Origin of the sequence: Nocardia sp. NPDC051787 (assembly GCF_040681325.1) — a bacterium.
Lineage (GTDB): Bacteria > Actinomycetota > Actinomycetes > Mycobacteriales > Mycobacteriaceae > Nocardia.
In genome coordinates this window covers 1-26,334 of record NZ_JBFAYO010000037.1, presented here as the reverse complement: position 1 = coordinate 26,334, position 26,334 = coordinate 1, and the positions used below count along the sequence as shown (strand labels likewise).

The window sequence follows — 26,334 nt, the reverse complement described above, 5'->3', positions numbered from 1 at the left end:
GGTCGCCGATTTGACCGTGGCGGCCTGCCTGGAGCCGCAGGGACCCGCGCGGTGGCCGGTCTGCCACCGATCACCGGACTGCGGCGCTGTCGTCTGCGCGCTGCCCGGCAACCGGAAGCAGGCTCCCGTTCAACCGACCAGCTCGGGTTCGATCCGGAATACCGGATAATCCGAGGCGATCCGCTCATAGTCGGCGAGCGAGGCGTTCGGGCCGGCGGGGATGTGCGGGCGGGCTCCGGGTGCCACGCGCACGTACTGGCGCAGAATCGCCGCCCGCTGGCCGGGCGCGACCTCCGTCAGGTAGACCTTCTCACTGTCGCCGTGGCGCAGCAGGGCGTGGCCCTCGGCGGCGGCCACGTTGCGCACCCAGTTCGTGTTCTTCCCCAGCATCGACACCACATAGCGTGTGCCGCCGAGCTCCGTGAGCACCACCGGGAACCAGATCACACGCCCGCTGCGCCGCCCGCGGATCCCCAGCGCCGCGACCAACCGCGGCGCGATGCCCGCCGCGAAAAGCCATGCCGAAAACCGATTTTGAATCCGGGCGAACAGATTCGGTCTACCGCTGCGATACAACCAGCGCAAGTAGTTGTCGTATGCCCGCATGATGCACTCCTCGAAGAACGGGTGTAGTCCTGGCACACTCGATTTCACGGGCTTCTCCGGTCGCCGGGTAGGGCATCGGGCACTCCAGGTTGCCGACTCTCGCCCGCATGAAAGTGACGAAAGCCCCCCGTGGAAGAGCGGACAGCTGGTGTGGCCGCGGCGACGGATTCGTCCATCTCCGCGGTCATCGGCGCGTGGACAGGACCCGGGACGAAGCCCAGCACCGATGCCGCGCCCTTGGCGGTCACCCGGAGGGCCGGAAGTCCATGACCGCGGCCCGTCCGGCGGACATATTTTCTGTTTGCTAAACTCTGCAATCAGCGAGGTATTGCCGGTGTCGACGGTCAGCGGAAGGGAGCGGGCACTGATGCCTGGACTGCGGAGGCCGCTGTACCAGATGAAGGCCGATTTCTTCAAGACACTCGGTCATCCCGTGCGAATCCGGGTCCTCGAGCTGCTCAGCGAGCGCGAGCACGCGGTGTCGGAGTTGCTGAACGAGATCGAGGTGGAGGCGGCGAATCTGTCGCAGCAACTGGCCATCCTCCGCCGCGCCGGTCTGGTCACCGCCCGGCGGGAGGGACTGTCGGTGACCTATGCGCTCACTTCGCCGCAGGTCGCCCAACTCCTCGCCACGGCGCGCGCCATCCTCACCGGGGTGGTTGCCGGACAGGCCGAGGCATTGGAGCAGCAAACCGGATAGACCTCACGCTCCACCGGATATGCCGAGAGCCGCACATAAGTTGCAGAGTTTCTAAACTAACTAGCTAGTTGTTTTGTGAAGGAGAGACTGGTCGTGACCGAACACTCGACTACCGCCACCGGAACCGTGCAGGCGCCGACCGATAATGCGGCCATCCTGGCCTGGGTGGCCGAGGTCGCCGAGTTGACCGCCCCGGATCGGATCGTCTTCTGTGATGGTTCCCGCGCCGAGTGGGACCGGCTGACCGGTCTGCTGGTCGATAAAGGCACCTTCGTGCCGCTGACGGCGAAGCCGAACTCCTTCTGGTGCGTCTCCGATCCGGACGATGTGGCGCGGGTGGAGGATCGCACGTTCATCTGCTCGGAGAACCGAGATGACGCGGGCCCGACCAACAACTGGGTGGATCCGCTGGACATGCGCACGGTGATGACCGAGCACTATCGCGGCGCCATGGCCGGGCGCACGATGTATGTCATCGCGTTCTGCATGGGGCCGCTCGAAGCCGCGGACCCGAAGTTCGGTGTGCAGATCACCGATTCGGAGTATGTGGCGGTGTCGATGCAGATCATGACCCGCTCGGGGGCGCCGGTGTGGGGAAAGCTCACCGGCGAAATGGAGTTCGTGCGGTGCCTGCATTCGGTGGGCTCGCCGCTCGCCGACGGGCAGCAGGACGTGCCGTGGCCGTGTGACCACACCAAGTACATCTCGCACTTCCCCGAAGCACGGACGATCTGGAGCTACGGCTCCGGGTACGGCGGCAATGCCCTGCTGGGCAAGAAATGCTTCGCGTTGCGCATCGCGTCGGTGCTCGGACGCGACGAGGGGTGGCTGGCCGAGCACATGCTGATCCTGAAACTCACCTCCCCGCAGGGCAAGACGCATTACATCGCGGCGGCGTTCCCGTCCTCGTGCGGGAAGACAAACCTCGCGATGCTCGAGCCGGTTCTATCCGGTTGGACCGCGGAGACCATCGGTGACGACATCGCCTGGATGCGGTTCGGCGCCGACGGCCGGTTGTATGCGGTGAACCCCGAAGCCGGTTTCTTCGGTGTCGCACCGGGAACGGGTGCGAAGACGAACCCGAACGCGATCGCGACCATCAATGTGGGCAACTCGGTCTTCACCAATACAGCCCGCACCGACGACGGCGACATCTGGTGGGAGGGGCTGACCGATCAGCCGCCGACCGATCTGATCGACTGGCGCGGCAACGATTGGACACCTGAGGCCGGAACACCTGCCGCGCATCCGAATTCGCGATATTGCACGCCGATCGAGCAGTGCCCGTCGGTGGCGCCGGAATGGAACGACCCGACCGGTGTGCCGATCTCGGCAATCTTTTTCGGCGGCCGCCGCGCCACCACCATCCCTCTGATCACCGAGTCCTTCGACTGGGAGCACGGCGTGTTCACCGCGTCGGTGCTGTCGTCGGAGACCACCGCCGCCGCGACCGGCGCGGTGGGCGTGGTGCGGCGCGATCCGATGGCGATGCTGCCGTTCCTTGGCTACCACGTCGGGGACTACTTCGCGCACTGGCTGAAGCTGGGCGCTGGCGCGGACCCGGCCAAGCTGCCGAAGATTTTCCAGGTCAACTGGTTCCGCCGCGGTGCCGACGGCACGTTCCTGTGGCCCGGCTTCGGTGACAACGTCCGCGTGCTGAAATGGGCCCTCGAGCGATTGGACGGCGCCGCGGACGCGGTCGACACCCCGATCGGGTACGTGCCCACCGCCGACGCGCTCGACCTCACCGGCTTCGATGAGGGAAGGCGTGCTCGGGCTGAAGCTGCCCTGGCCGTAGCACCCGACGAGTGGGTGGCCGAGGTCGCGTCGATCGATGAGTGGTACGCGACCATCGGCGGCAATCGACTGCCCGAACAGCTCCGAGAGCAGCTGGTGGCATTGAAGACTCGTCTGGCAGCTACGCGGTGAGCGTGCGCGCATTGCTCCCCGACTGGTCGGACTGGAAGCCCGCGGTGCACGCCCCCGGTGCGGACCTGCTGTCGGGGTTGATTGTCGCGCTCGTCGCGTTGCCGCTGGCACTCGGATTCGGGATCAGTTCCGGACTCGGCGCCGCGGCAGGCCTGGCGACAGCGGTCGTGGCCGGCGCGGTGGCGGCAGTGTTCGGCGGATCCCGGTTCCAGGTGTCGGGCCCGACCGGCGCCATGACGGTGGTGCTGGTACCGATCTTCCATCAGCACGGAGGCAGCGGGGTGCTGGCCGTGGGGCTGATGGCTGGTCTCGTGCTGGTGGTGCTCGCGGTCGCCGGGGTCGGGCGGGCCGTGCGATACATGCCGGCTCCGGTGATCGAGGGGTTCACCGCCGGCATCGCGGTTGTCATCGCGCTGCAACAGTTTCCAGCTGCCCTCGGCATCGCCGACACCGAAGGCGAAAAAGTATGGCAGACCGCCTTCCATGCGGTACGCGAGTTCGTCTCACATCCCCACCATGTGGCACTCGCGACCGCGCTGGCGGTGGCCGCGGTCGTGCTGGTCGGAGGCCGGTACCTGCCGAAACTGCCCTTCGCGCTGATCGCCGTGGCCGCCGCCACCGCGATGGCGCAGGTGTTCGACCTGACCCTCACCCCCATCGGGACGATCCCATCCGGATTGCAGGTCCCCAGCGCGGGATTCCTACACCCAGGCCAGCTGTCCGCACTGATCGTTCCCGCCCTGGCTGTCGCCGCCCTGGCGGCCTTGGAGTCACTGCTGTCGGCCACTGCCGCCGACGCCATGGCCGTCGGAACCCGCCACAATCCCGACCGTGAACTGCTCGGTCAGGGCCTGGCCAACATCGCCGCACCCCTGTTCGGCGGCGTCCCGGCCACCGGCGCGATCGCTCGAACGGCGGTCAATGTTCGCTCCGGCGCGCGCACCCGGCTCGCCGCTGTCACCCACGCCGTGGTGCTCGCCGCCCTCATCTATCTCGCCGCGCCGCTAGTCGCGGGCATCCCGCTGGCGGCACTCGCCGGAGTACTGCTGGCAACCACCGTGCGCATGGTGGAAACCGCGTCACTGGCCGCGATCGCCCGCGCCTCCACAGCGGATGCCGCAACCATGGTCGCCACCTTCTTTGTGACGGTCGCCCTGGATCTGGTGACCGCAGTCGCCGTCGGCGTCGGCATCGCGATCGTTCTCGCCTTGCGGTCGGTCGCCAAAGAAGCACGGCTACACCAGATTCCGCTCGGCGTCCAGGCCGACGACACCGATCATCTGGCAGAGGAACACGACCTACTGCACGACCACATCGTCGCCTACCGCATCGACGGCCCGCTGTTCTTCGCCGCACACCGCTTCCTCCTGGAACTGACCGAGGTGTCCGCCGTGCATGTGGTCATCCTGCGCATGTCGCACATCACCGCCCTCGACACCACTGGCGCCCTCATGCTCAAAGACGCCATCGGCAAACTCGAACACCGAGGCATCACCGTGCTCATGTCCGGACTACGTGCCGACCACCACCGACGCCTGGCCGCGATCGGCGCCCTACCCGCAGGCGGGCAGGAGCACATCTTCGCCCACACCCCGGACGCCATCGCGCACGCCCGCGGATTCATACCGGTCGCCATCGAGTCGCCGAACTGATCAGCAATAGCCGAGACCGGTAGATGGCTTGGACTCAGCGCGCCGACCTCTGCGGCAACGGAACCGACCAGCGGACAACCGTGCCGCCGGTGGGGCCTTTCCCGGCGCTGAAGCTGCCACCCGGCTCTTCGGTGCGAGCGGCCATGTTGGCCAGCCCGCTGCGACGGGAAAGGTCCTCGGGTAGGCCGATACCGTTGTCGGCGATCTCGAGGACGACGTCGTCGCCGATGGTGAGCTTGACCGAGACCGTGCTGGCATGTGCGTGCCGAACCACGTTGCTGAGTGATTCTCGCAGCACCGCTTCGACGTGGTCGAACATGGTGGAGGTCAGTACCGACACCGGCCCGGCCAGGCGGATCGAGGTGCGCAGCTCGGTTTCCGCGGTCATCTCGGCCACCACGGCGTGCAAGCGTTTGCGCAGGACCGGCGCTTCCGCGGACGTGCTGGAATGCAGATCGAAGATCGAGTGCCGGATGTCCTGCACGATGGTTTGCACGTCGTTGATGGTCTCGCTGAGCCGGGACTTGATCTCGGGGGCGCGGGCGCGCTGCGCCGTTCCCTGCAGCGACAGCCCGACGGCGAACAGCCGCTGGATGACGTGGTCGTGGAGGTCGCGGGCAATGCGGTCGCGTTCGGAGACGACGTCGAGTTCGCGCATTCTGCGCTGACTGTTCGCCAGCTGCAAGGCCAGCGCGGCTTGGTTGGCGAAGGCCGTCATCATTGTTCGGCCCGCGGCGTCCAGGGCCGGCATCTCGGCCGAGCGCATGACGGTCAGGACGCCGATGATCGACTGGCCCGCCCGCAACGGCGCGGTCAGTGCTGGACCGTACTTCACGGGCGAATCCAGCCTCAGGCCGCCGCTCGGTTCATCGGCCGAGCTACCTTCCTGGTCGCGGAACGCCGCACCGGTATGTGAACCGTCGAGCGAGATCCTTTGTCCGAGGATCTCCTCGGCGTCGGTTCCGGCCGCCGAGACCACGACGAGCTCACTGACCTCCTCCGACGGCATCTCGGGGTCTTCCTGCAAGGCGAGATAGCCGCACACCGACTCGGTCAGCGTCAGCGCGCGTTCGGTGATCAGTTCGAGCACTTCGGTCGGTTCCCCACCGGCCAGCACGACCGTCGCCACATCCTGTGTGGCTTCCAGCCACTGCTGCCGGATCCGGGATTCTTCGTAGAGGCGGGCATTGGCGATGGCGATGCCCGCCGCGGCCGCCAACGCCTGCACGACGACTTCGTCGTCCTCGGTGAACTCCTGTCCGCCGGCCTTCTCGGTCAAGTACAGATTGCCGAAGATCTCGTCGCGGACCTGAACAGGCACCCCGAGAAAGGTTTTCATCGGCGGATGATTGGCGGGGAAACCAACAGACGACGGATGCGCGGACATATCGGCCAGCCGGATCGGCTTCGGTTGCTCGAACAGGAGCCCGAGCACACCGTGCCCGCGCGGCAAATCACCGATCAGGACCCGGGTGCGGTCATCGATGCCCTCGTACACGAACTCGGCCAGCTGCTTGGAGGTCTTGTCGGTTTCCCGGACGCCGAGCGCACCGTAGCGGGCATCGACCAGCTCGATCGCGGTATGGACGATCGCCCGCAGCGTGTTGTCCAGCTCGAGACCGGCCGTGACCACCAGCATCGCCTCGATGAGCCGATCCATCTGATCACGCACACCGACGATCTCCGCGATGCGATCCTGCACCTCGGCCAGCAACTCGCGCAGGCGGGACTGGGCCAGCGTCCCGATCACCGGCGACCTGCCGTCTAGGCCGAAGTCGGCCGATGGATCTTGCATACCGACATTCTGGCATCCACGGACGCCCTAGCAGCACGATACCGACGCTGTACAAGATCGCCACCGACCCCAGAGCCCATCCTCGAGCAAAGACCGCAGCTCCCGACTGCTGCCGGGGGTGGGCCGGCGTGCCGTGGATCCACCGCACCGCCCGGCGGCGATATCCCGGCGAGCATCCGAACCGTCCCGCCGGGCGCGGCGCGGTCCGCAGGGCAAGAGGCGGCGTTTGACTCGATGCGTGTGAGGAACGTTAACCACTGTCGACCTTGTTAGGGCAATCCGGCCTCCGGTTGCGAGCCGGTGGGCCCTAGCCGGTCGGCATGCATGTGACGGACGCTCAGGACGCTCGACCAGCCACGCGGGCGGGCCTGAGATGACACGAGTGACAGGGTCCGGCAACACCATGACTTCTAGCCCTTACACAGCACAGTCCAACTTCGCGGCGGGCGCCATGCCGCGGCGCGCTGCCATCGATGTGGCATCAGTGAGCTGGCAGCGGGGGGTGATGGTGGCGCTGGCGACGATCGGATTCGCGGTCAATTTCTGGGCGTGGGCGCTGCTGAGCCCCTTGGGTCCGCTGTTCCAGGATGCGCTGGCGTTGAGCGCTTTCGAGCAGGCATTGCTGGTCGCGGTCCCGGTGGTCGTCGGCGCGGTGGGCCGGATTCCGGTGGGCGCGTTGACGGATCGGTTCGGCGGCCGGGTGATGTTCCCGGCGATATCGGTGATCACGATCGTGCCGGTGTTGTTCATCGGGCTGATCGGGCACGGCTCGCTCGCGGCACTACTGGTCGGCGGCTTCTTCCTCGGTATCGGTGGCACCGCGTTCGCGGTGGGTGTGCCGTTCGTCAACGCGTGGTTTCCGCCGCGGAGGCGTGGCCTCGCGATCGGGGTCTTCGGTGCCGGGATGGGCGGAACGGCGATCAGTGCGCTGACCACGGTGCGGCTGGTCGATGCAGGGTCCACGTCGACACCGTTTGTGGTGACCGCGGCGGTGCTGGCGGTCTACGCCGTGGTCGCGGCCGTGTGGTTGCGTGACGCGCCCGAGCGGTCGGTGCCGACGGAATCGGTGGGGCGGCGGCTGGCCGACACCACACGGCTGCCGCTGACGTGGCAGGCCTCGGCGTTGTATGCGGTGGCTTTCGGCGGGTACGTGGCGTTCTCGGTGTATCTACCTGCCTACCTGAAGTCCGTCTATGGGCTGACTCAGGCCGACGCGGCCAACCGGATGGCCGGATTCGTGCTGCTGGCTGTGTTGATGCGCCCGGTGGGCGGCTGGCTGTCGGACCACGTCGGCCCGGTGCGGGTGCTCGCGGCGGGATTCTCGGTGGTGACCGTCGCCGCCGTCGTGCAGGCGTTCACTCCGGCTCTGATGCCGGTGAGCACGGTGGCGTTCCTGTCCATGGCTGCTGCGCTGGGCGCGGGCAGCGGCGCCGTGTTCGCCGTGGTCGCGCTGTTGGCCCCCGCAGACAAGGTCGGTTCCGTGACCGGTGTGGTCGGCGCCGCTGGAGGACTCGGCGGATTCGTGCCGCCATTGGTGATGGGCGCCCTCTACGGCGCGCTGGGATCCTACGCGCTCGGGTTGGCCGCGCTGGCGGCCGTGGCCGCTGCCACTCTCGGGTTCACCCTGACCAGCGTGCGCCGTGCGGTGCGCACTCACACCCGGCCGTGAACTGCGCGCTGCCTTGATCGAGCACGATATCCAGGAGGAATGATCCGGTGAGCACTAAGGCCGAAACACAGTCCCGCCGAGCGGGATTGGACACCGAATTGACCGACGCGCTGGTGGCAACCCGCAGGTTCTTCACCCGCGCCGAGATATCCGACGACAACCGGGCGCTGTATCAGATCGGCGGCAGAAGCGCGGACCAGTTCTACCGGGACCGCTGGAGCCACGACAAGGTGGTGCGATCGACCCATGGGGTGAACTGCACCGGGTCGTGCTCCTGGAAGATCTACGTCAAAGACGGAATCATCACCTGGGAGACGCAGCAAACCGACTATCCCTCGGTGGGGCCGGATCGCCCGGAATACGAACCGCGCGGCTGCCCGCGTGGTGCGGCGTTCTCGTGGTACACCTACTCACCGACGCGCGTGCGCTACCCGTATGTACGGGCGGTGTTATTGCAGATGTACCGGGAAGCCAAGGCAGCCACCGGCGATCCGGTGACCGCGTGGGCGCGCATTGTCGAAGACCCCGAGCGTGCGCGCGCCTACAAAGCGGCACGCGGCAAAGGTGGGCTGGTGCGGGCGTCCTGGGACGAGGCCGCCGAGTTGGTCGCTGCCGCGCATGTGCACACGATCAAGCGCTACGGCCCCGACCGGGTGGCGGGGTTCTCCCCGATCCCGGCGATGTCGATGGTTTCGCACGCCTCCGGTGCCCGGTTCGTATCGCTGCTGGGTGGGACGATGCTGTCGTTCTACGACTGGTATGCCGACCTGCCGGTGGCTTCGCCGCAGGTGTTCGGGGATCAAACCGATGTACCGGAATCCGGGGACTGGTGGGACGCCGGATATCTGATCATGTGGGGTTCCAACCTGCCGGTGACCCGCACCCCGGATGCGCATTGGATGGCCGAAGCCCGCTACCGCGGCCAGAAGGTGGTGGCGGTCTCCCCGGACTACGCCGATAACGTCAAGTTCGCCGACGAATGGCTGGCCGCAGCGCCGGGAACCGACGGGGCGCTGGCGATGGCGATGGGGCACGTGGTGTTGAGCGAGTTCTTCGTGCGACGGCAGGTGCCGTATTTCCTCGACTACGTCAGGCGATACACCGACCTACCTTTCCTGATCCGACTACAGCCGCACGGCGATTCCTATGCGCCGGGCAAGTTCCTGACTGCCGCCGACCTCGACGGTCACCGCGACACCGAGCATGCAGAGTTCAAACCCATCCTGCTCGACGCGGCTACCGGCGAGCCGGTCGTGCCCAGTGGATCGCTGGGTTTCCGTTACGGCGAGCAGGGCGCGGGCCACTGGAATCTCGATCTCGGTGCGGTCGAGCCGGTGTTGTCGGTCTATGGCGGCGAGGTGGCGTCCATCGACCTGCCCAGGTTCGACCTGACCGAGCAGAGCAGCCTCCGGCGTGGGGTGCCAGTGCGCCGGATCGGCGGTCATCTGGTCACCACCGTGTTCGACCTGCTGCTGGCGCAATACGGTGTGCACCGCGACGACCTGCCCGGGCGCTGGCCCACCGGCTACGACGACGCAGACGAGCCCTATACCCCCGCCTGGCAGGAGACGATCACCGGCGTTCCCGCACCCGCCGTCGCGCGGATCGCCCGGGAGTTCGCCACCAATGCCGAGGAATCACGCGGCCGGTCGATGATCATCATGGGTGCGGGCACCAACCACTGGTTCCACTCCGACACCATCTACCGCGCATTCCTCACCCTGACCACCCTCACCGGCTGCCAGGGGGTCAACGGCGGCGGGTGGGCGCACTACGTCGGACAGGAGAAATGCCGCCCGGTCACCGGCTGGTCGCAGCTGGCCTTCGGGCTGGACTGGTCACGTCCACCGCGGCAGATGATCCAAACCGCCTACTGGTACCTGCACACCGACCAGTTCCGCTACGACCACTTCAGCGCCGACACCCTCGCCGCGGCGGGCTCGGGCGGGCAGTTGGCGGGCAAGACCACCGCCGATGTCATCGCCCATGCCGCACGTCTGGGCTGGATGCCGTCGTATCCGACTTTCGACCGCAATCCCCTCGACCTCGCCGACGAAGCCGCCGCCGCGGGCATCCCGGCCGCTGATCATATCGTGGGCGAGTTGAAGGCCGGGCGTCTGCGTTTCGCGTGCGAGGACCCTGATTCCCCGGACAACTTTCCCCGGGTGCTCAGTGTGTGGCGGGCCAACCTGCTCGGCTCTTCGGCCAAAGGCAACGAGTACTTCCTGAAGCATCTGCTCGGCACCGATTCCTCGCTTCGGGCTGAGGAAGCGCCGCCGCACGCTCGGCCGAAGGATGTCGTGTGGCATGAGCAGGCGCCGGTCGGGAAGCTGGATCTGCTGCTGTCGCTGGACTTCCGGATGACCAGCACGACGATGTTCTCCGATGTCGTGCTGCCGGCCGCCACGTGGTACGAGAAGCATGATCTCAGCACCACCGACATGCACCCGTTCATCCATTCGTTCAACCCCGCCATCGCCCCACCCTGGCAGACCCGCACCGACTGGGCAGCGTTCCAGACCATCGCCGAAGCGTTCAGCACGCTGGCCGCAGACCATCTCGGAGTGCGCCGGGATGTGGTTGCCACGCCGCTGCTGCACGACACTCTCGATGAGCTGGCGACCCCGCATGGGCGGGTGCGGGATTGGAAAGCCGGTGAATGCGAACCGATTCCGGGTGTCACCATGCCTCGGCTGAGCGTGGTGGAGCGCGACTACACCGCGATCGCGGCGAAGCTGGCGGCGTTGGGTCCTCTGGCCGAGAAATTGGGTGCCACAACGAAAGGCATCACCTATCGCCTCGACCGCGAAGTGGAGTATCTGCGTCACAAGAACGGCGCCGTGCGCGGTGGTCCCGCCGACGGTCGCCCGTCGCTGGCGAAGGATCTGCATGCCTGCGAGGCGATTCTCGCGTTGTCCGGCACCACCAACGGGCACCTGGCTACCCAGGGATTCCGCACACTCGAACAGCGCACGGGCACGGCGCTGGCCGACTTGGCGGCCGAGCACGAGGGCAAACAGATCACCTTCGCCGACACCCAAGCCGCGCCGGTTCCGGTCATCACCTCTCCGGAATGGTCCGGCAGCGAGACCGGCGGCCGCCGATACTCCCCGTTCACCATCAACGTCGAGCGCCTCAAACCATGGCACACCCTCACCGGCCGCCAGCACTTCTTCCTCGACCACGACTGGATGATCGAACTCGGCGAGCAGCTGCCGGTTTTCCGGCCGCCGCTGAACATGACCGCCCTGTTCGATGAGCCGCATATCGGTGACCGCGGTGAACTCGGCATCACCGTGCGCTATCTGACCCCGCACAGCAAGTGGTCGATCCATTCGGAATACCAGGACAACCTGTTCATGCTCAGCTTGTCCCGCGGTGGTCCGACGATCTGGATGTCGGATCGCGACGCGGCGAAAATCGGTGTAGCCGATAACGACTGGATCGAGGCGGTCAACCGCAACGGCGTCGTGGTGGCACGCGCGGTCGTGTCGCACCGGATGCCCGAAGGCACCGTCTACATGCATCACGCCCAAGACCGACTGATCGACGTCCCCCGCGCCGAGACCTCCGGTAAACGCGGCGGTGTCCACAACTCGCTGACCCGCCTGCTGATCAAACCCAGCCACCTCATCGGCGGCTACGCCCAGCTGTCGTTCGCGTTCAACTACCTCGGCCCCACCGGCAACCAACGCGACGAAGTCACCGTGCTCCGCCGCCGGAGCCAGGAGGTGAGCTACTGATGCGTGTCATGGCGCAGATGGCGATGGTGATGAACCTCGACAAATGCATCGGATGCCACACCTGTTCGGTGACCTGCAAGCAGGCGTGGACCAACCGGTCCGGTGTGGAGTACGTCTGGTTCAACAACGTCGAAACCCGTCCCGGACAAGGATATCCCCGCACCTACGAAGACCAGCGGCGCTGGCGCGGCGGCTGGCGGCTGGGCAAGCGCGGGCGGTTGCGGCTGGCCGGCGGGGGAAGGCTGCGCAAGCTGGCCACCATCTTCTCCAACCCCAAACTGCCCCGGCTGGCCGACTACTACGAGCCGTGGACCTACGACTACGCCAACCTGCTCACCGCAGGTCCGCAGGCCCACACCCCTGTGGCGCGGCCTCGATCGCTGATCACCGGCGAACCCACCAAGATCACCTGGTCGGCCAACTGGGACGACAACCTCGGCGGCGCCCCCGACCACGGCGATCGCGACCCGGTGCGCAAGGGCATCGAGGACAAGGTCCGCTTCGAATTCGAGCAGACCTTCATGTTCTATCTGCCCCGCATCTGCGAGCACTGCCTCAACCCGTCGTGCGCGGCGTCGTGCCCGTCCGGCGCGATCTACAAGCGCAGCGAGGACGGCATCGTGCTCGTCGACCAGGACCGCTGCCGCGGCTGGCGTATGTGTGTCTCCGGCTGCCCGTACAAGAAGGTGTATTTCAACCACCGCACCGGCAAAGCCGAGAAATGCACCTTCTGCTTCCCCCGCGTGGAAGTTGGCATGCCGACGGTATGCGCGGAGACCTGTGTGGGGCGGCTGCGCTACATCGGACTGGTCCTCTACGACGCCGACCGGGTTCTGGAGGCGGCGTCCACACCCGCCGACACCGACCTGTACGACGCCCAACGCTCGATCCTGCTCGACCCGAACGACCCCACCGTGATCGCTGCCGCCGAGCAAGCGGGCATCCCCGCCGACTGGATCACAGCCGCACAGCGCTCACCGATCTACACGCTCATCAACACCCTCCGGGTGGCACTGCCGCTGCATCCGGAATACCGCACCATGCCGATGGTCTGGTACATCCCGCCACTGTCACCGGTCATCGACATCGTCCGCGACACCGGCCACGACGCCGAGGACCACGGCAACCTCTTCGCAGCCATCGACGCGCTGCGCATCCCGGTCGAATACCTCGCCCGCCTCTTCACCGCGGGAGACCCCCGACCGGTCGAGGCGGTGCTGCGGCGGCTGGCCGCGATGCGCAGCTACATGCGCGATATCAACCTCGGCCGCGAACCCCAGGAAGCGATCGCGGCGAAGGTCGGGATGACCGGAGAGCAGATCCATGACATGTACCGGCTGCTGGCGCTCGCCAAATACGACGAGCGCTACGTGATCCCACCCGCCCACGCCGAACAAGCCCACGGGCTGGAGGAACTGGCCACCGAATGCAGCCTCGATTACGAGGGCGGCCCCGGTATGGGCGGCTCCGGCCCGTTCGGGGAAAGCTCCGCCGGCCCCTCCCCCATCGCGGTGGAGAACTTCCGCATGCTGCGTGACCGGCAAACCACCGACACCATCGCCGCACCAGTCGACAAGGGCAACCGCGTCAACCTGCTCAACTGGGACGGAAAAGGCCGTCCGCCCGGTCTTTTCGGGCCACCACCCACACCTGAGCAAAGCCCTCGTGGCCCGGGACCGGAGTTGAAGCCATGACAATCACCGACACCCACCGCATCCTCGCCTGGCAGGCACAGTCACTGCTGATGAGCTATCCCGACCAGCACCTGACCGCTCAGCTGCCGCTGCTGCGGCGGGTCAGCGCAGCACTGCCGAGCGTGCTCGGTGCCCCGCTCCAAGCTTTCCTCGACCACGCCGAAGCAATCGGGCCGGTGGATCTGGCGGCCGACTATGTCGCCACCTTCGACCATCACAAGCGATTCAGCCCGTATCTGACCTACTTCAGCTACGGCGACACCCGCAAACGCGGCGTGGCGCTGCTGCGGTTCAAACACACCTATCGTGCCGCCGGGCTGGTCCTGCGCGACGACGAACTGCCCGACCATCTGGCGGTGGTCCTGGAATTCGCCGCGACTGCCGACGCCAAGGCAGGAACGCAACTGCTCATCGAGCACCGCGCGGGAGTGGAGCTGCTGCGTCTGGGCCTGCGGGAAGCCGGATCGGCGTGGACGCCGGTGCTGGACTCGGTGTCGGCGACCCTGCCTGCGCTCGGACGAAACGAACACGACGCGGTCGCACGGTTGGCCGCGCAAGGCCCGCCGGAGGAAGAAGTGGGCCTCGCGCCCTTCACTCCCTCCGACTACATGCCGCAGGGAGTAGCCCGATGACCACCCAACCCGCCGGCACCCTCGACATCCTGCTGTGGGTCGCTATCCCCTACGCCTCGATCGCCTGCTTCGTCGTCGGCCACGTGTGGCGTTACCGCTACGACAAATTCGGCTGGACCACCCGCTCCACCCAGCTCTATGAGAACCGGCTGCTCCGCTTGGGCAGTCCGCTGTTCCACTACGGCATCCTGCTGGTCATCCTCGGCCACATCGGCGGACTGCTGATCCCGAAATCCTGGACCGAGGCCGCCGGGATCAGCCAGCACACCTACCACCTCGTCGCGGTCGGCCTCGGAGCGATAGCCGGCGCCGCCACCCTCACCGGCGCGGCAATCCTGATCTACCGGCGCCGCACCGTCGGACCGGTGTTCTCCGCCACCACCCGCAACGACAAGATCATGTACGTGTTGCTGATCGGCACCATCGTGCTCGGACTGGGAACAACCGTGCTGGGCAACCTCACCGACCACCCCCACGACTACCGCGACACCGTCTCTCCATGGTTCCGGTCGATCTTCGCACTGCGACCCGAACCGGAACTCATGGCCGCCGCCCCACTCGGCTTCCAATTGCATGCGCTGGCCGCCTGGGCACTGTTCGCGTTCTGGCCCTTCAGTCGGCTCGTCCACGTCTTCTCGATGCCACTGGGCTACCTCACCCGGCCCTACATCGTTTACCGCAGTCGCGATCCTCAACTCGGTTCCCGAGCACCACGACGCGGTTGGGAACAAGTTCGATAACCCTCGTTCCCACCGCCGCGCCGAAGCCTGGATCCAGCCGGCAGCGGCGACATCCACCGACAGCAGCCGATGCCCGCCCTGCCCCATCCTGTGCAGATGGGACGGGGCGAGCATGCATCGTCGGTGATGGTCGAAAGTCCTCGCTGAACCGGGTCATCAGATCGCGGGTGCGCGCCGACGGCACAGCCACGACGGCAACGGAAGTCCGCTCATGAGGGGTCCTCGTGCTCTGCCCAGCTACCCGGCAGCGAGGGATCGTGGAGGGAACCACTCGACCACGAAGGGCAACGACATCCATGGACCGCGCACTGCCGGACGACAGCATCGTCGAAACCGCGTTGGCACTGGCCCTGCGCGCGCCATCGAGACACAACGTTCAGCCGTGGCGCTGGCAGATCGACCGGAGCAGCATGCACCTATATCTGGATCGGACGCGAGCGCTGCCCAGGACCGAGCTCGATCAGCGAGATCTGCTCCTCAGTTGTGGGGCCGCGTTGCACCATTTGTCGGTGGCCTTCGCCGCACTGGGATGGGCGACGATCGTGCGCCGGATGCCGAATCCGGATGACCCGGACCATCTGGCCGCGGTGACAACAGTGGCACATCGGCCAACCAGCCAGGACATCGCCATGAGCGCCGCGATCACCCAGCGGCGCAGCGACCGCAGAAACTACCGCAGCTGGATCATCCCGCCCGGCTACCTCGGGCTACTCACCGAGCGCGCCGCGGCCCTGGGTGCACTGATTCGCCCCGTTCGCGAACGCGCCGATGACCGACTGTCCGTCGCGACGCAGTCCGCAGCCCGAGCCCCAGCCAGCGATCCGGCAATCGGCATCCGACGCTGCAGCGGCATCGAGGAAGCGACAGCATGCCACATCCAGGCAGCCCGGGTCGGTGACGACATCCCCGAGGCCACGATGGCCGCCGCGGTCCTTGCCGATGCGATAACAGAACCCGACCATTCCGACCTTCTCCTCCTGGCCACCATCACCGATGACCGGCTCGCGCGGCTCCGCGCAGGAGAGGCGATGAGTGCGGTCCTGCTGACCGCCACCAATGTCGGACTGGCCACCTGCCCGCTCTCCGGCCCGCTCGAAAACGCCGAACTACGCACTCGGCTGCGACACGACATCCTCGACGACACCGCCCACCCCCAAGTCATCCTGCGGGTCGGTCAGCCTCCCGGCAGCGCTGACCCGCCGCCGATGACGCCCCGGCGATCACTCGCCGAAGTGCTCGCCTCCGTCAAGACCTGAGGCCACCCGTCAGGCTCGCCACTCCGGCTTCAACGTGGTCGCGATCGCCGCCGCGCAGGTGCGACAGCTCGATCGCATCGCCATCCACAGCCCTTGCTGAAGCAGGGAATACCGGCACGCTACCGGCTTCGGCCCGAAGTGCTCCGCCGGACAGCGCACGGTGCAACTGCCGTCCCGAGCGTGACCCATTCACCCTCACCCTTCCGTCACTCACACGCAACAGGCGCCGGGCACGACGGCCGCTCCGCCCGGCCCAGCACCGCCGCGCGGGCGGATGGTCCGAGTCCGAAGGACCATCTACGTGATGGCCTTCGGTTCTGTCGTGGACCAGGACCACCACGGGATCATCACCAACCATGGCAGAGATCACCGGTTATCGGACGTCGGGATGGGCAGCCTCGGCGATGCTGACGGCCTTGCATGCCCCGATCACGCGCAGGCTGGCACGCGGCCTGACAGAGCTGCGCTATCAGGCCCGCCGCACGCATCGACGGATCGCTTTGCCGGTCTCGTATGCCCGCGACGGTAAGCAGGTGGTCGTGCGAGTCGGTCACGCCGAAACCAAGTCGTGGTGGCGCAATTTCACTACACCCGGGCAGGTATCGGTATGGGTCGACGGGCGCTGGCAAACGGGCACCGCACGAGTGGTCGAGCCGGGCACCGGCGAGTACGCCGATGTATGGGCGATCTACCCCCGCCGTTTTCCCCGCATACCCGCCTCCGGCACCGACCCGATGGTGGTCACCGAACTCGATCCTGCCCAGAATCGGGAACACACCGCCACTGCATCGGGCAAACGATTGTGGCGGCGCTGGTTCGCGACGGTCACCCTGGGTGAGCTGCTGGGTTTCGCGGTCCCCGCCGTGGCTGCTGTGCTGGTGCGCGAAGCCGCCGAGGCGGTGGCCGTCGCAGTGCTGCTGGCGGCGGGTGCCGTCGAGGGCACGGTACTGGGCTGGTTCCAAGCGCGCGTGCTGCACGCGGTCGTGCCTGGACTTCCACGCCGCGACTGGATCACAGCCACGGCGGCAGGGGCGCTGGTCGCCTGGTTGTCCGGCGTAGGACTGGTCGTCTCGGACGGCTTCAAAGGATGGCCGCCTCTGCTGGTGGTGCCCACGGCGGCGGCCGCTGGTGTGGTGATGGTGCTGTCGCTGGGGGTAGCCCAATGGTTCGTACTGCGCAACCACCTGACTGGTGCCGGCAGCTGGGGCGCGGCGACCGCCCTGGGCTGGGTCGCCGCGTTGGCGGTCTTCACGCTCTTCACCACCCCGTTGTGGCAACCCGAGCAGCCCGGCGCACTCACCGCGGCGATCGGCATCGGCGGCGGGTTACTCATGGCCTCCGTTATGGCCGCTGTCACCGGCACATACCTGGTGTGGCTGCTGCGCGCACAGCCGCACGCCCAGCTTTCCTGAGCGCTCTGTGCGACCGAGAGGCTATCGACGCTGGGCAAACTGACACCACGGCAGCGTTGTCTTGGAATCCTGCCCCTACCCCAATCGGGATTCGTCCGCACACACCGGCACAGCGGCCATCGCTCTGGCGCCTGCTGGGTCGATCTTATCGGCTACTCCGACTTGCTTCTCGCCGAGACGATTCCCGCCGGTGCGTCGGCGGTCTCGCCACGAGGTGGGCCTGACCACCTCGAATCCGCGCACCGGCCACGCTGCGCTCGATGTCACTGTTCCTCGCCGGTCGGGCAGCACGAGTGGCCAGCGGCTTGGGAAGCGGTTCTCGGATCGGATCAGTCATTCTGGGGCGGGGCAGGATTGCGGCGGACGGCGAGGATCTCGCTGACCGGGCGCCGTGGTGTCGGCGGGCCCGGTTCGGGCTCGGTGGGTGCGACGCCGACGCGGATGATGACCTGCGGCACACCGGCGCTGGTGAGCACGCTGTCGATCGCCTTGCGGGCGGCGGGCAGTTCGGTGATGTGGGTGAGCGCGCAGGTCGCCAACCCTTGGGCGGTGCATTCCAGCAGTAATGCCGAGAGCGCTTCGCCGGTGTGCAGCCAGTCCGCGATGGTATTGCCGGTCGAGCTGAGCACCAGCAGCCGCGCCTGGTCATCGAGTTCGCCACGCCGCTGGGAGTGCGGGGCGGATGGGAAGGTGCGGGCGATGGGTACCCTTGCAGCCTCGGCGTCGGATACCAGTGCTGTGCGGGGGACTCCTTCGGTGGTGAACGAATGCCCTGTCCACCAATGCAATTCGGTTTGGTAGTCCATGTCGTAGTGGCGGGCGGCGGCGGCTTGTTCGGAGGCCGCGGCCAGCAGAGGGCGGGCGCTGTCGTCGAGGACGTCGAGTTCGACATCGTGCGGACTGGTCAACATCCGTGCGGTGTGCACGAGATCATCGAACCGGTGTGGCGGGTTCATCGGCAGCCGGTCGGTGCGGCGGCGCTGGATGGCCGCCGCGCGGGTCAGCACACCCTCAGGTGGGTCGGGCCAAGCCCGGAACTTGATGCTGGCCAGCAGCTCGGGGCGGTGGGACAGATCGGGGACGCGCTGGGTGTCGGTGTGCCAGCCGTGGGCGGCCAGCACGGTGCGCAAATGATGCAGTACCGTTCCGCAGCTGATGACCAGTTGCCGGCCTTGCGGGTCGGCGGAGATCAGCAGCCGGTCGTTGTCGCGGTAGAGGTGAAGCTCGGCGTCGTCGAACTCCCAGCGCCACGGCTGGGTGTTGTGCACCGAGGGGGCGCGGCCGGCCATCTCCACCGCCGCCACCACCGTAGGCAGATCCGGCACGGACAGTGCAGGATGCGCGTTGCTGTCGGTCATGCTTCCAGTGTCGCGCCGCCTATCCCTGCTGAGGATGGGCATTGTGCCGCTTCTCGAGGGCCGATCGTCACCTGCATTCCCCTGTCGGATCCCATGCGACGCGCGCTCCGCCGCTCGCGGACAACCGCGCTCACGTCTGTCGCCGTACACGGTCGCTGTCATCGAGCAGACGTTGCCGCGCCAGCCGTTCGCTGAGTTCGGGCAGGCCGCCGACGGGGCTTCCGGCCAAGTCCTGCACACACCGCCGCACCACCCGGCCGACCCAGGGCCGGGCAACCCGACCGCCGAACTCGAGGCAGAGCCGGTCGACGGTCACCTCGATCCAACGGTTTTCGGCGGCGTCGCTGCGATGGGTGGTGAGAATGGCTGCGTCGGTCACCGGCTCAGCATGCGTAACCCTCTCGTCCCGGCGCCAGGGTCGAAGGACCCTGCTCGGTGATCTATGTGCCAGTTCGGCAGTTTCTCCCCGGGTCGAAGCGCGCGCCGATGGTTGGCTACCTTCTCTTGTCGACAAGTCTGATACCGGTGACGATGGTTGGTTCGATCGCGATCACGGTGTCCATGACCTTGTCGACCCAGGGATGCAGCAGCTGCTCATATCGGGCGATGCGGTCGGCATCGGTGATCGTGTGCGCCAAACCCGTCACCACGACCGACCAACCGACACGGCGTACCGGGTCGATGTCGTCGGCTTCATAGGCAACCACCACCGGAGAATTGCCGCGCACGGCCGAAGAAAGCCGAGAGATCAACTGCGTACGCACAATGATGACCCCACCGTCCTCCACCAGATGGTTCACCGGACGGATCGCCGGCAACGCATCACGGGTGAACACCACCCGCCCCAGCGGCGCACTTTCCAGCAGCCACATCGCCTCGGCGCGATCCAGCTCGACGACATCGCGATCCCCAACACCGTCCCACGACTGCTCGATCACTCCACAGCACCCCCGCAACTTCTGAGTTCGACTCTGCCGCTGGAGTGATGTGGATTGACGGTCAGCGGTAACAGCAGGGGCGAATCCGGTGGCTGCATATGGTGGTGGCGAGCCAGCCGCACCTCGAACGGGCCAGTCCCGCAAACAACGACGTCCTCACCGGTGTCGGCGTCGATGAGCAGTTGCGCGTCGTAATCCATCGCGTCCGTCACCCGAATCGCTTCCGCAGCAGCGCAGGACAGCAATCCGCATTGCATGCGGCGGACGATCGGCCGCTGCGCGGTGACCGACGCCAGCGGCGGGCGGGCCCGATCAGGCCAGAACCGCGGGTGTGCCAGCCCTGGCCCATCGGCATCGCGCACCGGCGCATCGATGTGTCGGCGATCCCGCGCGTGGCTGATCGCGCGAGCGGATCGAGTCACCTCCATGGGCCGAACTCCACCGCGAGTACTCACCCGCACCTCCGGATCGCGCCCAGCCCGGAATAACTCCGACGAACTCACAAGACGACAACCTCTCTCCCGACAGTGATTCGCCACCGTCACCCAGCAATGTCAACAGCGCGATCCCCGCGGCGACCAGGGCCGAAAGTCCCACGACTGGAGTGCCTTCGGGTACGTACCGTCCGAAACACCGCGCCGAGTTGCCAGCCGACGGCAGTTCCCTTGACTCCGTCGACCTTGGTCCGACTTGCAGGGGACGAAGGACTCTGCTGACGGGTTCGCCCCGGCAGGCACGGTGATCACCGGGCCGCGGCATCCGTCCAGCCGCGACCCGCTCGAACCGACATCGGAGGAACACGTGAGCGACATGGCATCCGGCCAGCCCTACCACACCAAGCCGGGCGACAGCCTCGCCGACCCGTACAACATCCCCGGCATCGTGCTGTTCCTCGCCGGAGTAGTGGGTCTGGCATCCACACTCACCGCGGCCGGATACGGATTCACCGACTGGATCGCCCTCGGCGCCACCGCCACCACCCTGTGCTTCGCCGCCGGCGTCACACTGCTCCGGCTCGAGCATCTCCGCCTGCGCCGACTCGCCCAACGCTGCTCCCCTACCCCGTCCGAGGAGCCACAGCCGACCGACTGACGTTCGCCCGGGGGCCGCTGTCGCGGCCTCAGATCACCGAGCGGCCTCAGCAGAGAACCCCGCCGCCACCGCACAGCGAACCTCTGGGTAGATGTCCACCCATCGCAAAAGCTTTTTCTGCAGCGGATGTCGTCGGTTTCGACGGCGGTCATCCATTTCTCGAGTTGGCGGCCGCGTAGCTGACACATGATCGCGGCGAACCGACGTGGCCGGTCCGTGCGCTGCGCAGCCAGCTGGACAGGTTCGGCGGCGCGATCGGTCACCATGTCGACCTGGACACCGGGTATGGACCTCGATCAGGGACGTGCCGTGGTGTGTCCGCTGCGCAGGGCGAAGTCGACGATGCCGAGCACGCGGGGAGTGCATCCGGCCAGATAACCGTTCTCCTTGAGGTCACCGCGTGCCTGCCGTTCGGCCAGCACCTCTTTCGCGCTCGAGCGGATGGCTCTGGAAGCGTCGGACTCACGGGGTGGATTCGGATACAGAAGTATCGGTTCGAGCGTTCTCGTCGGCGCGGATGCGGCGGCGTAGGTTGGCGAACTGCCGGGCCTGCATGATCAAGTGAGCGGGCTGGCCCAACAGAAAGTCGGCGACCGCCATCAAAGGGCGAGGCGCATCGCGTCCGATGGTGCGCACGACCAGGCGAGTGCGTGCGCCGGGCAACTCGCTCAGGTGGAAGCCCCATACGCCTTGGGTGAACATCCGCGGAAGGGGTCCGCGCGGGTCGAAGGGGTGGCCACTGGGCAGTGCGAGATCGCTGCGCAGCACCAAGGTCGTCGGGCGATCGGCGATCGCCACCGTGAAATACATGCGCCCGTCGACGGTTGCATTGACCCGGTCACCTTCACGCAACTCCTGCCATTCCGGTACGACCCGCGTCGAACTCGGCCGACCGCCATTGTCCAGACGGTCCCAGCTGTACCAGCCGGCGCGGTCGGCGCCCATCTGGACCAGCCAGCGCCAGACCTCCTCTGGGGGCGCCTCGAGCGTCGTGGCCATGGTCGAGCAGCCCGTAGGGGCGGGCACCAGCATGTCACCGGGATACTCACCCGCCACCTCTGCCGGGGTGGCGCCCCAGTGCAACATCCGATGCCGCAGCGCCAAGGCCGCGACGCCCGTCGCCAACAGGGGAACGGTCCATCCCATGTCGTGCCTCCCGTCAGGTGTTCTTCTCCTTGATCCAGCTCAACAGGTGCGGTCCGGCGCCGACAGGGCCGATAGTCCCGAGACGCGGCCAGTCGGCAACCCGGCACTCCAAGAGTCCCTGGCGAACGGTCTCGCGAATGGACTACCTGACGATCCGTTTCGCAATACGCCCACCGACGAGGAGTGCCGTTACGGCGACGACGCCGACCACAGTGATCAGTCGATTGACGTCGATCGCCGGCTGCCAGCTCACTCGCCCGTCCCGCAGCACGTAGACCCCCACCGGCTTGGCGCCCAAGCCGAATCCGACGCCAGCCCCTTCCTGTCCGTCTTTGTCGCTGCCTCCACCGCTGCCTCCACCGCCCGATACGGCGGCCGCCGCGATCAGCGTGGTGCCGTCCCGCTCGACCGGCTCGGCATACACCCGTTGCACCGTCATGGCATCCTTGGCCGACGCGAGAACGTCTTCGACCTTCATTGTGCTTCCTCTCGTCACGCGCCTGGACAGGCCTTCCATCCAGTCGTGCTTCAGTGTCCGACTTCAGCCAGCCGCGCATGAGAGTCGATCGGCCCTTTCCGCCGGCGGCGACGTTGCTGGGCTCGCTGCAGGTGCCGTAGGGGACCGCGACCGTGCCGACTGCGTGGCGCAGGTGCTCGTCGTCGAGCAGGGCTTGCGCGTGACGCCACAGGCGGTTGCCGTGCCGGTCGAACTGCATGGTCGTGACCCCGGTCCACCGCGGCGCGGCGTCGGGTCTCGCCGACCCGGTAGTGGCCCAGCGAGGTGGCGATATGTAGGTGGTCCATCAGTTCCCGCAGCACGTCGGCCGGGACCCCGGCGTCGGCATGGCGTTGGGCGTAGGTGTGACGGTAGGCATACAGCAGGATGCGTGAATTGTCGTAGGGAATCATCGCGACCTGTGTGGCGGTACCGGTGTCGACCGTGACCGGGATGTGGATCTCGGGCAGGGCGGTGACCCAGTCGCGGTGGCGGGCACCGAGCGTTGTCTCGGTGATCGCCTTGCGTCCGTGGGGGTTCTTCGGCAGCGTGGGCAGCAGTTTGAGCTCGGCTGCGGGTTCGTCGGGAAACCGTGCCCCCGCGCGTTGCAGCTGGCGGGCGATGACCGCGGCGGTGGCAAACGACACTTGGGATCCCCAGTTATGGATGGCGGTCTTGAGGTGGTGTTGGCGGCTGGTGGGCAACCAAGCGAACATATCTCCATGGACCACGTGATCGACCTGGACCAGGCCGCTGCCGAGATCACCTCGCGTCTGTCTGCCTGGACTGCGTCCGGGCTCCTCCCCGGTCCGATCACTTGGCGAGATGCGACCGCGCCCTGGCCTCAGCCGCTGGAGATCGAACGGGCTCTGATCACCGATCCGGACTCGGTCGGAGTGCGCATCCAGGGTGCTGACGAATGGAACGTCCTGCACGTCGTCCTCTTCCGCGGTGGGTGGGCGGATCTCGATGCCCTGGCCAACGACGAAGTCGCCACGGAATGCCCGCAGATCACCAGCCCAGAGGAGTTCGGCGCCCTGCTCGACTCCTCGATCACACGCTTCATGGACGCCGGTCGGCCACCGGCCACCTGAGCGCAAGATCACCTACTCAGCCGCCAGGAGAACCTGGCACTCCCGCCCACTACCCTGGGAGTTCGGGAAAATCTGCTGCTCGGCCGGCTTCCCGCCGCCACCAATAACCAGGGGTCACAGTGCTCGTTACCGGGCCTTCTGGAAGAAGAGGTCGACCGCAGTTCGGCATGCACCCGCGGAGCACCGTAGGTACCACGCGACGCGATGTGGACCTCGGTGATCGTGGCGGCGAGTTCACGATCAGCGCGAGCACGCGCAGACTCGCCCCGCTGCTTCCACTCGTAGTACCCGGAGGTCGACACCCCCAGCACACGGCATGAAACCGTGACCGGGATGCCGGCTTCGGCCAGTTGCGCGACCACCGGGAACACTATTTTGGGAGAACGTTCTCCCGTGCGAAGTAGGCCGCCGCCTTACGCAGCACCTCGTTCTCCAGTTCGAGTTGCCGGGTCTTGCGCCGCAACTCAGCCAGTTCCTTGCGTTCAGCGCTGGTCACGCCCTCCCGGGCGCCCTCATCGATATCGGCACGTCGCAGCCAGTTCCGCAGGCACGATTCCGAGATCCCCAAACCCTTCGCGACCTGACCGACCAGCTTGTCGCTGCTGCGTGCCAACTCGATCGCACGCTGACGGAACTCCGGTGGGTGTGCTGGTGGCATCCAGACTCCTTTCGGAGGCGAGTATCTCGCCTCACCATTGGTGTCCGGAAGACCGGGGCAACCTCAGGGCGTACTTCAGCCGAGGACGAAACCAGTGACTCGACATGTGACCGATATCGAGACGATCGACGCGATGCCTCGTGGCGGACCGGATGCCTCCTGGCTCGATCGCCGCCGTCTACAGACGAGCAGTCCGGAGTACCTCGACAGAGATGACGTGCCCGACGCGAACACCGGAGGGCGGCCACCGGCGCTGCATCCGATCCGGCGCCATACTGTCACCGAATTCGGACGCCCCCACCCGGCTCACTTCAGCTCTGCTGGTGGATGGTGGCAGCGATTCCGCAGGTGGTGTGCAGGAAGAAGTAGTATCCACCCTCACAGCGGGGATCGGCGTCCACCGCGCTGATCATGCCCAGATACGGCATCGCCTCGCCGCAGCCGGGGCAATCAGGGGTGTCCTCGCTCTGGATCCAATCCGGGACTCCGCCGAGGACCGAACCCCGGCTGTGCCAGGGGTCGGCCTGGAACGGAGTGGCGCAGAAACCGTGACTCGCGTCGGCGAACAAGGTACGCGGCGGGGTCTGGTGGCGCGTTCGGGGCTCCCACAGCAGTAGATCCGCGCTGTTGTGCGGCGACCACTGGCCAGTGCCGTCGCACCTCACCTCGGTGAAGACGATCATGGCAACGTCACAGACGCACCCCGCGCAGGTTGTCAATCGCAGCCGACCTCGCCAGCCGGTATGCGCGATCGCCTCGGTGACAGCGTCGGCGGTTCGCGAGTCGACGGGATCGGAGGTGTCCAGATCCAATGCGGTCCACAGCGGCGACGAACACCAGCGGCAGACGTCGTCCGGCGTGCCGGAAACGGAATGTGCCGTAGTCGGCCAGGACTCCGAGTCGCTCGGCGCCAGCGGTAGGGCGGCCGAGCTGTATTGCCCTCGTATCGCCTCCGGGAGGACCCATACGAAATCCGGCCCTGCCAGCTCTGCCAACAGATCCGGGCCGATGCCCTGGCTGCGCAGCGCCTCGGCAAGCTCCCACGCCGACATACCCAGCGCTGCCGACGGCGATGCCAGCCAGCGGGCGGCAACAGCGCGAGCAAAGCAACCGGGGCCGTCATCACTGCCTTCCAATGCAGATGCCACCAGCCAGCCCGGCAACCCGGCAGTCCCCGCGTCGATCGAATCGACGAACAGACGCAGTAACCGGTCGTCCGTGCTGAAGCGTTGCCGCTCGGCGAGCTCCTCGACAGCCGCCTCCTCGCCCTGCTCGGCGCGACGAATGAGGCCGGACAGATCGTCCGAGGTGGTCATCAACGGTTCTCCTGTATGCCGGGAGGGGCGGGGCGCCCTGTCGGGAATCGGGAAGCTCGATTCGAACTCGCGATAGACCTTCGCCGCAAGCTGTCCGATCCGCGCGTCGACCCATCGCCCGCAATCCTTCCACGGCCAGGCGAGTGCTTATTCATCAGGGCCGTGGCGAATCCCGGCGGGTAGTCGCTGTTCGCCGTGCCGGGCCGGCCGGCATGTCGGACTGCAGTGCCTTGCATCGGCGCGCAACCGGTTGGCTCCGGGGTAGATTCGCCAACCAGCACCCCGGGCAGATGATCCCGACTTCCGGCATATCGGTGTCGACGATCAGGTAATTCCCCCGGGCTGCCGTCACGGAATTCCTCCATTGGGCGTGCCTCGTTGCGAGCGTAGCGAGCGCTCTCGGCTGGA

General features: G+C 66.9%; 25 protein-coding genes and 1 pseudogene. 13 read left to right on the top strand and 13 right to left on the bottom strand.

The window, feature by feature from the left end; genetic code table 11:
• Positions 1–129: 129 nt before the first annotated feature.
• A complete protein-coding gene (locus AB0M45_RS29480) occupies positions 130–606 on the bottom strand; it encodes a nitroreductase/quinone reductase family protein (RefSeq protein WP_364335918.1) in 477 nt (158 codons plus the stop codon).
• 367 nt (positions 607–973) lie between these two features.
• On the opposite strand from AB0M45_RS29480, the gene AB0M45_RS29475 reads away from it, so the two are divergent.
• The 3 genes from AB0M45_RS29475 (at position 974) to AB0M45_RS29465 (ending at position 4,887) form a co-directional block, all read left to right on the top strand.
• Positions 974–1,306, top strand: a complete 333-nt coding sequence (locus tag AB0M45_RS29475; RefSeq protein WP_083889926.1) for a metalloregulator ArsR/SmtB family transcription factor — start codon at positions 974–976, stop codon at positions 1,304–1,306.
• Between the two features lie 93 nt (positions 1,307–1,399).
• Positions 1,400–3,235, top strand: a complete 1,836-nt coding sequence (locus AB0M45_RS29470; protein ID WP_364335915.1) for a phosphoenolpyruvate carboxykinase (GTP) — start codon at positions 1,400–1,402, stop codon at positions 3,233–3,235.
• Positions 3,236–3,237: 2 nt separating this feature from the next.
• On the top strand, positions 3,238–4,887 hold the full coding sequence (locus AB0M45_RS29465) for a SulP family inorganic anion transporter (RefSeq protein ID WP_364335913.1): 1,650 nt from the start codon (positions 3,238–3,240) through the stop codon (positions 4,885–4,887).
• 34 nt (positions 4,888–4,921) lie between these two features.
• Here AB0M45_RS29465 and AB0M45_RS29460 read toward each other — a convergent pair whose 3' ends face one another.
• Positions 4,922–6,682 carry a GAF domain-containing sensor histidine kinase gene (locus tag AB0M45_RS29460; RefSeq protein WP_364335911.1) on the bottom strand — a complete coding sequence of 587 codons (1,761 nt, stop codon included), beginning with the start codon at positions 6,680–6,682 and terminating at the stop codon, positions 4,922–4,924.
• A gap of 403 nt (positions 6,683–7,085) precedes the next feature.
• On the opposite strand from AB0M45_RS29460, the gene AB0M45_RS29455 reads away from it, so the two are divergent.
• The 7 genes from AB0M45_RS29455 (at position 7,086) to AB0M45_RS29425 (ending at position 17,828) form a co-directional block, all read left to right on the top strand.
• The gene (locus AB0M45_RS29455; protein WP_364335909.1) at positions 7,086–8,351 is read left to right on the top strand and encodes an MFS transporter; all 1,266 of its coding nucleotides are present in this window, start codon (positions 7,086–7,088) and stop codon (positions 8,349–8,351) included.
• A gap of 113 nt (positions 8,352–8,464) precedes the next feature.
• Positions 8,465–12,094: a nitrate reductase subunit alpha gene (locus tag AB0M45_RS29450; protein WP_364335994.1), complete on the top strand. Its 3,630-nt coding sequence runs from the start codon at positions 8,465–8,467 to the stop codon at positions 12,092–12,094.
• Positions 12,094–13,788, top strand: coding sequence for a nitrate reductase subunit beta (gene narH / locus AB0M45_RS29445; protein WP_364335907.1), 1,695 nt, complete (start codon positions 12,094–12,096; stop codon positions 13,786–13,788). The genes AB0M45_RS29450 and narH overlap by 1 nt, the downstream gene beginning before the upstream one ends.
• Positions 13,785–14,420 carry a nitrate reductase molybdenum cofactor assembly chaperone gene (gene narJ, locus AB0M45_RS29440; RefSeq protein ID WP_364335905.1) on the top strand — a complete coding sequence of 212 codons (636 nt, stop codon included), beginning with the start codon at positions 13,785–13,787 and terminating at the stop codon, positions 14,418–14,420. Before narH ends, narJ begins: the two co-directional genes overlap by 4 nt.
• Positions 14,417–15,160: a respiratory nitrate reductase subunit gamma gene (gene narI, locus AB0M45_RS29435; protein ID WP_364335903.1), complete on the top strand. Its 744-nt coding sequence runs from the start codon at positions 14,417–14,419 to the stop codon at positions 15,158–15,160. The genes narJ and narI overlap by 4 nt, the downstream gene beginning before the upstream one ends.
• Before the next feature lie 296 nt (positions 15,161–15,456).
• Positions 15,457–16,416, top strand: coding sequence for an NAD(P)H nitroreductase (locus tag AB0M45_RS29430; protein WP_364335901.1), 960 nt, complete (start codon positions 15,457–15,459; stop codon positions 16,414–16,416).
• A 356-nt stretch (positions 16,417–16,772) separates the two neighbouring features.
• On the top strand, positions 16,773–17,828 hold the full coding sequence (locus AB0M45_RS29425) for a nitroreductase/quinone reductase family protein (RefSeq protein WP_364335899.1): 1,056 nt from the start codon (positions 16,773–16,775) through the stop codon (positions 17,826–17,828).
• A 329-nt stretch (positions 17,829–18,157) separates the two neighbouring features.
• On the opposite strand, the gene AB0M45_RS29420 is transcribed toward AB0M45_RS29425, so the two are convergent.
• From AB0M45_RS29420 to AB0M45_RS29405, 4 genes are all read right to left on the bottom strand, one after another.
• Complete coding sequence (locus tag AB0M45_RS29420) at positions 18,158–19,186, bottom strand: hypothetical protein (protein ID WP_364335897.1); 1,029 nt, start codon at positions 19,184–19,186, stop codon at positions 18,158–18,160.
• A 130-nt stretch (positions 19,187–19,316) separates the two neighbouring features.
• A complete protein-coding gene (locus tag AB0M45_RS29415; RefSeq protein ID WP_364335895.1) occupies positions 19,317–19,565 on the bottom strand; it encodes a hypothetical protein in 249 nt (82 codons plus the stop codon).
• A gap of 115 nt (positions 19,566–19,680) precedes the next feature.
• On the bottom strand, positions 19,681–20,124 hold the full coding sequence (locus AB0M45_RS29410) for a pyridoxamine 5'-phosphate oxidase family protein (RefSeq protein ID WP_364335893.1): 444 nt from the start codon (positions 20,122–20,124) through the stop codon (positions 19,681–19,683).
• Positions 20,121–20,552 (bottom strand): hypothetical protein, encoded by a 432-nt coding sequence (locus AB0M45_RS29405; protein ID WP_364335891.1) that lies wholly within the window; start codon positions 20,550–20,552, stop codon positions 20,121–20,123. The genes AB0M45_RS29410 and AB0M45_RS29405 overlap by 4 nt, the downstream gene beginning before the upstream one ends.
• A gap of 382 nt (positions 20,553–20,934) precedes the next feature.
• Between AB0M45_RS29405 and AB0M45_RS29400 the strand changes: the two genes are divergently transcribed.
• Positions 20,935–21,216, top strand: coding sequence for a hypothetical protein (locus tag AB0M45_RS29400; RefSeq protein WP_364335992.1), 282 nt, complete (start codon positions 20,935–20,937; stop codon positions 21,214–21,216).
• Between the two features lie 296 nt (positions 21,217–21,512).
• Here the strand turns inward: AB0M45_RS29400 and AB0M45_RS29395 are convergent, their stop codons facing one another.
• The 4 genes from AB0M45_RS29395 to AB0M45_RS29380 all read right to left on the bottom strand — a co-directional run bounded on the left by AB0M45_RS29395 (position 21,513) and on the right by AB0M45_RS29380 (position 23,505).
• A complete protein-coding gene (locus AB0M45_RS29395; RefSeq protein WP_364335889.1) occupies positions 21,513–21,638 on the bottom strand; it encodes a hypothetical protein in 126 nt (41 codons plus the stop codon).
• Positions 21,639–21,678: 40 nt separating this feature from the next.
• Positions 21,679–22,362 carry a hypothetical protein gene (locus AB0M45_RS29390; protein WP_364335887.1) on the bottom strand — a complete coding sequence of 228 codons (684 nt, stop codon included), beginning with the start codon at positions 22,360–22,362 and terminating at the stop codon, positions 21,679–21,681.
• 142 nt (positions 22,363–22,504) lie between these two features.
• Positions 22,505–22,840, bottom strand: a complete 336-nt coding sequence (locus AB0M45_RS29385; RefSeq protein ID WP_364335885.1) for a spore germination protein GerW family protein — start codon at positions 22,838–22,840, stop codon at positions 22,505–22,507.
• Between the two features lie 50 nt (positions 22,841–22,890).
• Positions 22,891–23,505, bottom strand: a complete 615-nt coding sequence (locus AB0M45_RS29380) for a hypothetical protein (RefSeq protein ID WP_364335883.1) — start codon at positions 23,503–23,505, stop codon at positions 22,891–22,893.
• 75 nt (positions 23,506–23,580) lie between these two features.
• On the opposite strand from AB0M45_RS29380, the gene AB0M45_RS29375 reads away from it, so the two are divergent.
• Positions 23,581–23,952 (top strand): hypothetical protein, encoded by a 372-nt coding sequence (locus AB0M45_RS29375; RefSeq protein ID WP_364335881.1) that lies wholly within the window; start codon positions 23,581–23,583, stop codon positions 23,950–23,952.
• Positions 23,953–23,960: 8 nt separating this feature from the next.
• Here the strand turns inward: AB0M45_RS29375 and AB0M45_RS29370 are convergent, their stop codons facing one another.
• Together AB0M45_RS29370 and AB0M45_RS29365 are read right to left on the bottom strand one after the other, a co-directional pair.
• Positions 23,961–24,254, bottom strand: a complete 294-nt coding sequence (locus AB0M45_RS29370; RefSeq protein WP_364335990.1) for an IS3 family transposase — start codon at positions 24,252–24,254, stop codon at positions 23,961–23,963.
• Positions 24,255–24,322: 68 nt separating this feature from the next.
• Positions 24,323–24,610, bottom strand: coding sequence for a transposase (locus tag AB0M45_RS29365; protein WP_364335879.1), 288 nt, complete (start codon positions 24,608–24,610; stop codon positions 24,323–24,325).
• Positions 24,611–24,743: 133 nt separating this feature from the next.
• On the opposite strand from AB0M45_RS29365, the pseudogene AB0M45_RS29360 reads away from it, so the two are divergent.
• Positions 24,744–24,836 (top strand): annotated as a pseudogene (locus AB0M45_RS29360) (methyltransferase); the annotation flags it as partial.
• Positions 24,837–24,921: 85 nt separating this feature from the next.
• On the opposite strand, the gene AB0M45_RS29355 reads toward AB0M45_RS29360, so the two are convergent.
• Positions 24,922–25,926, bottom strand: coding sequence for a hypothetical protein (locus tag AB0M45_RS29355; protein WP_364335877.1), 1,005 nt, complete (start codon positions 25,924–25,926; stop codon positions 24,922–24,924).
• Positions 25,927–26,334: the final 408 nt, after the last annotated feature.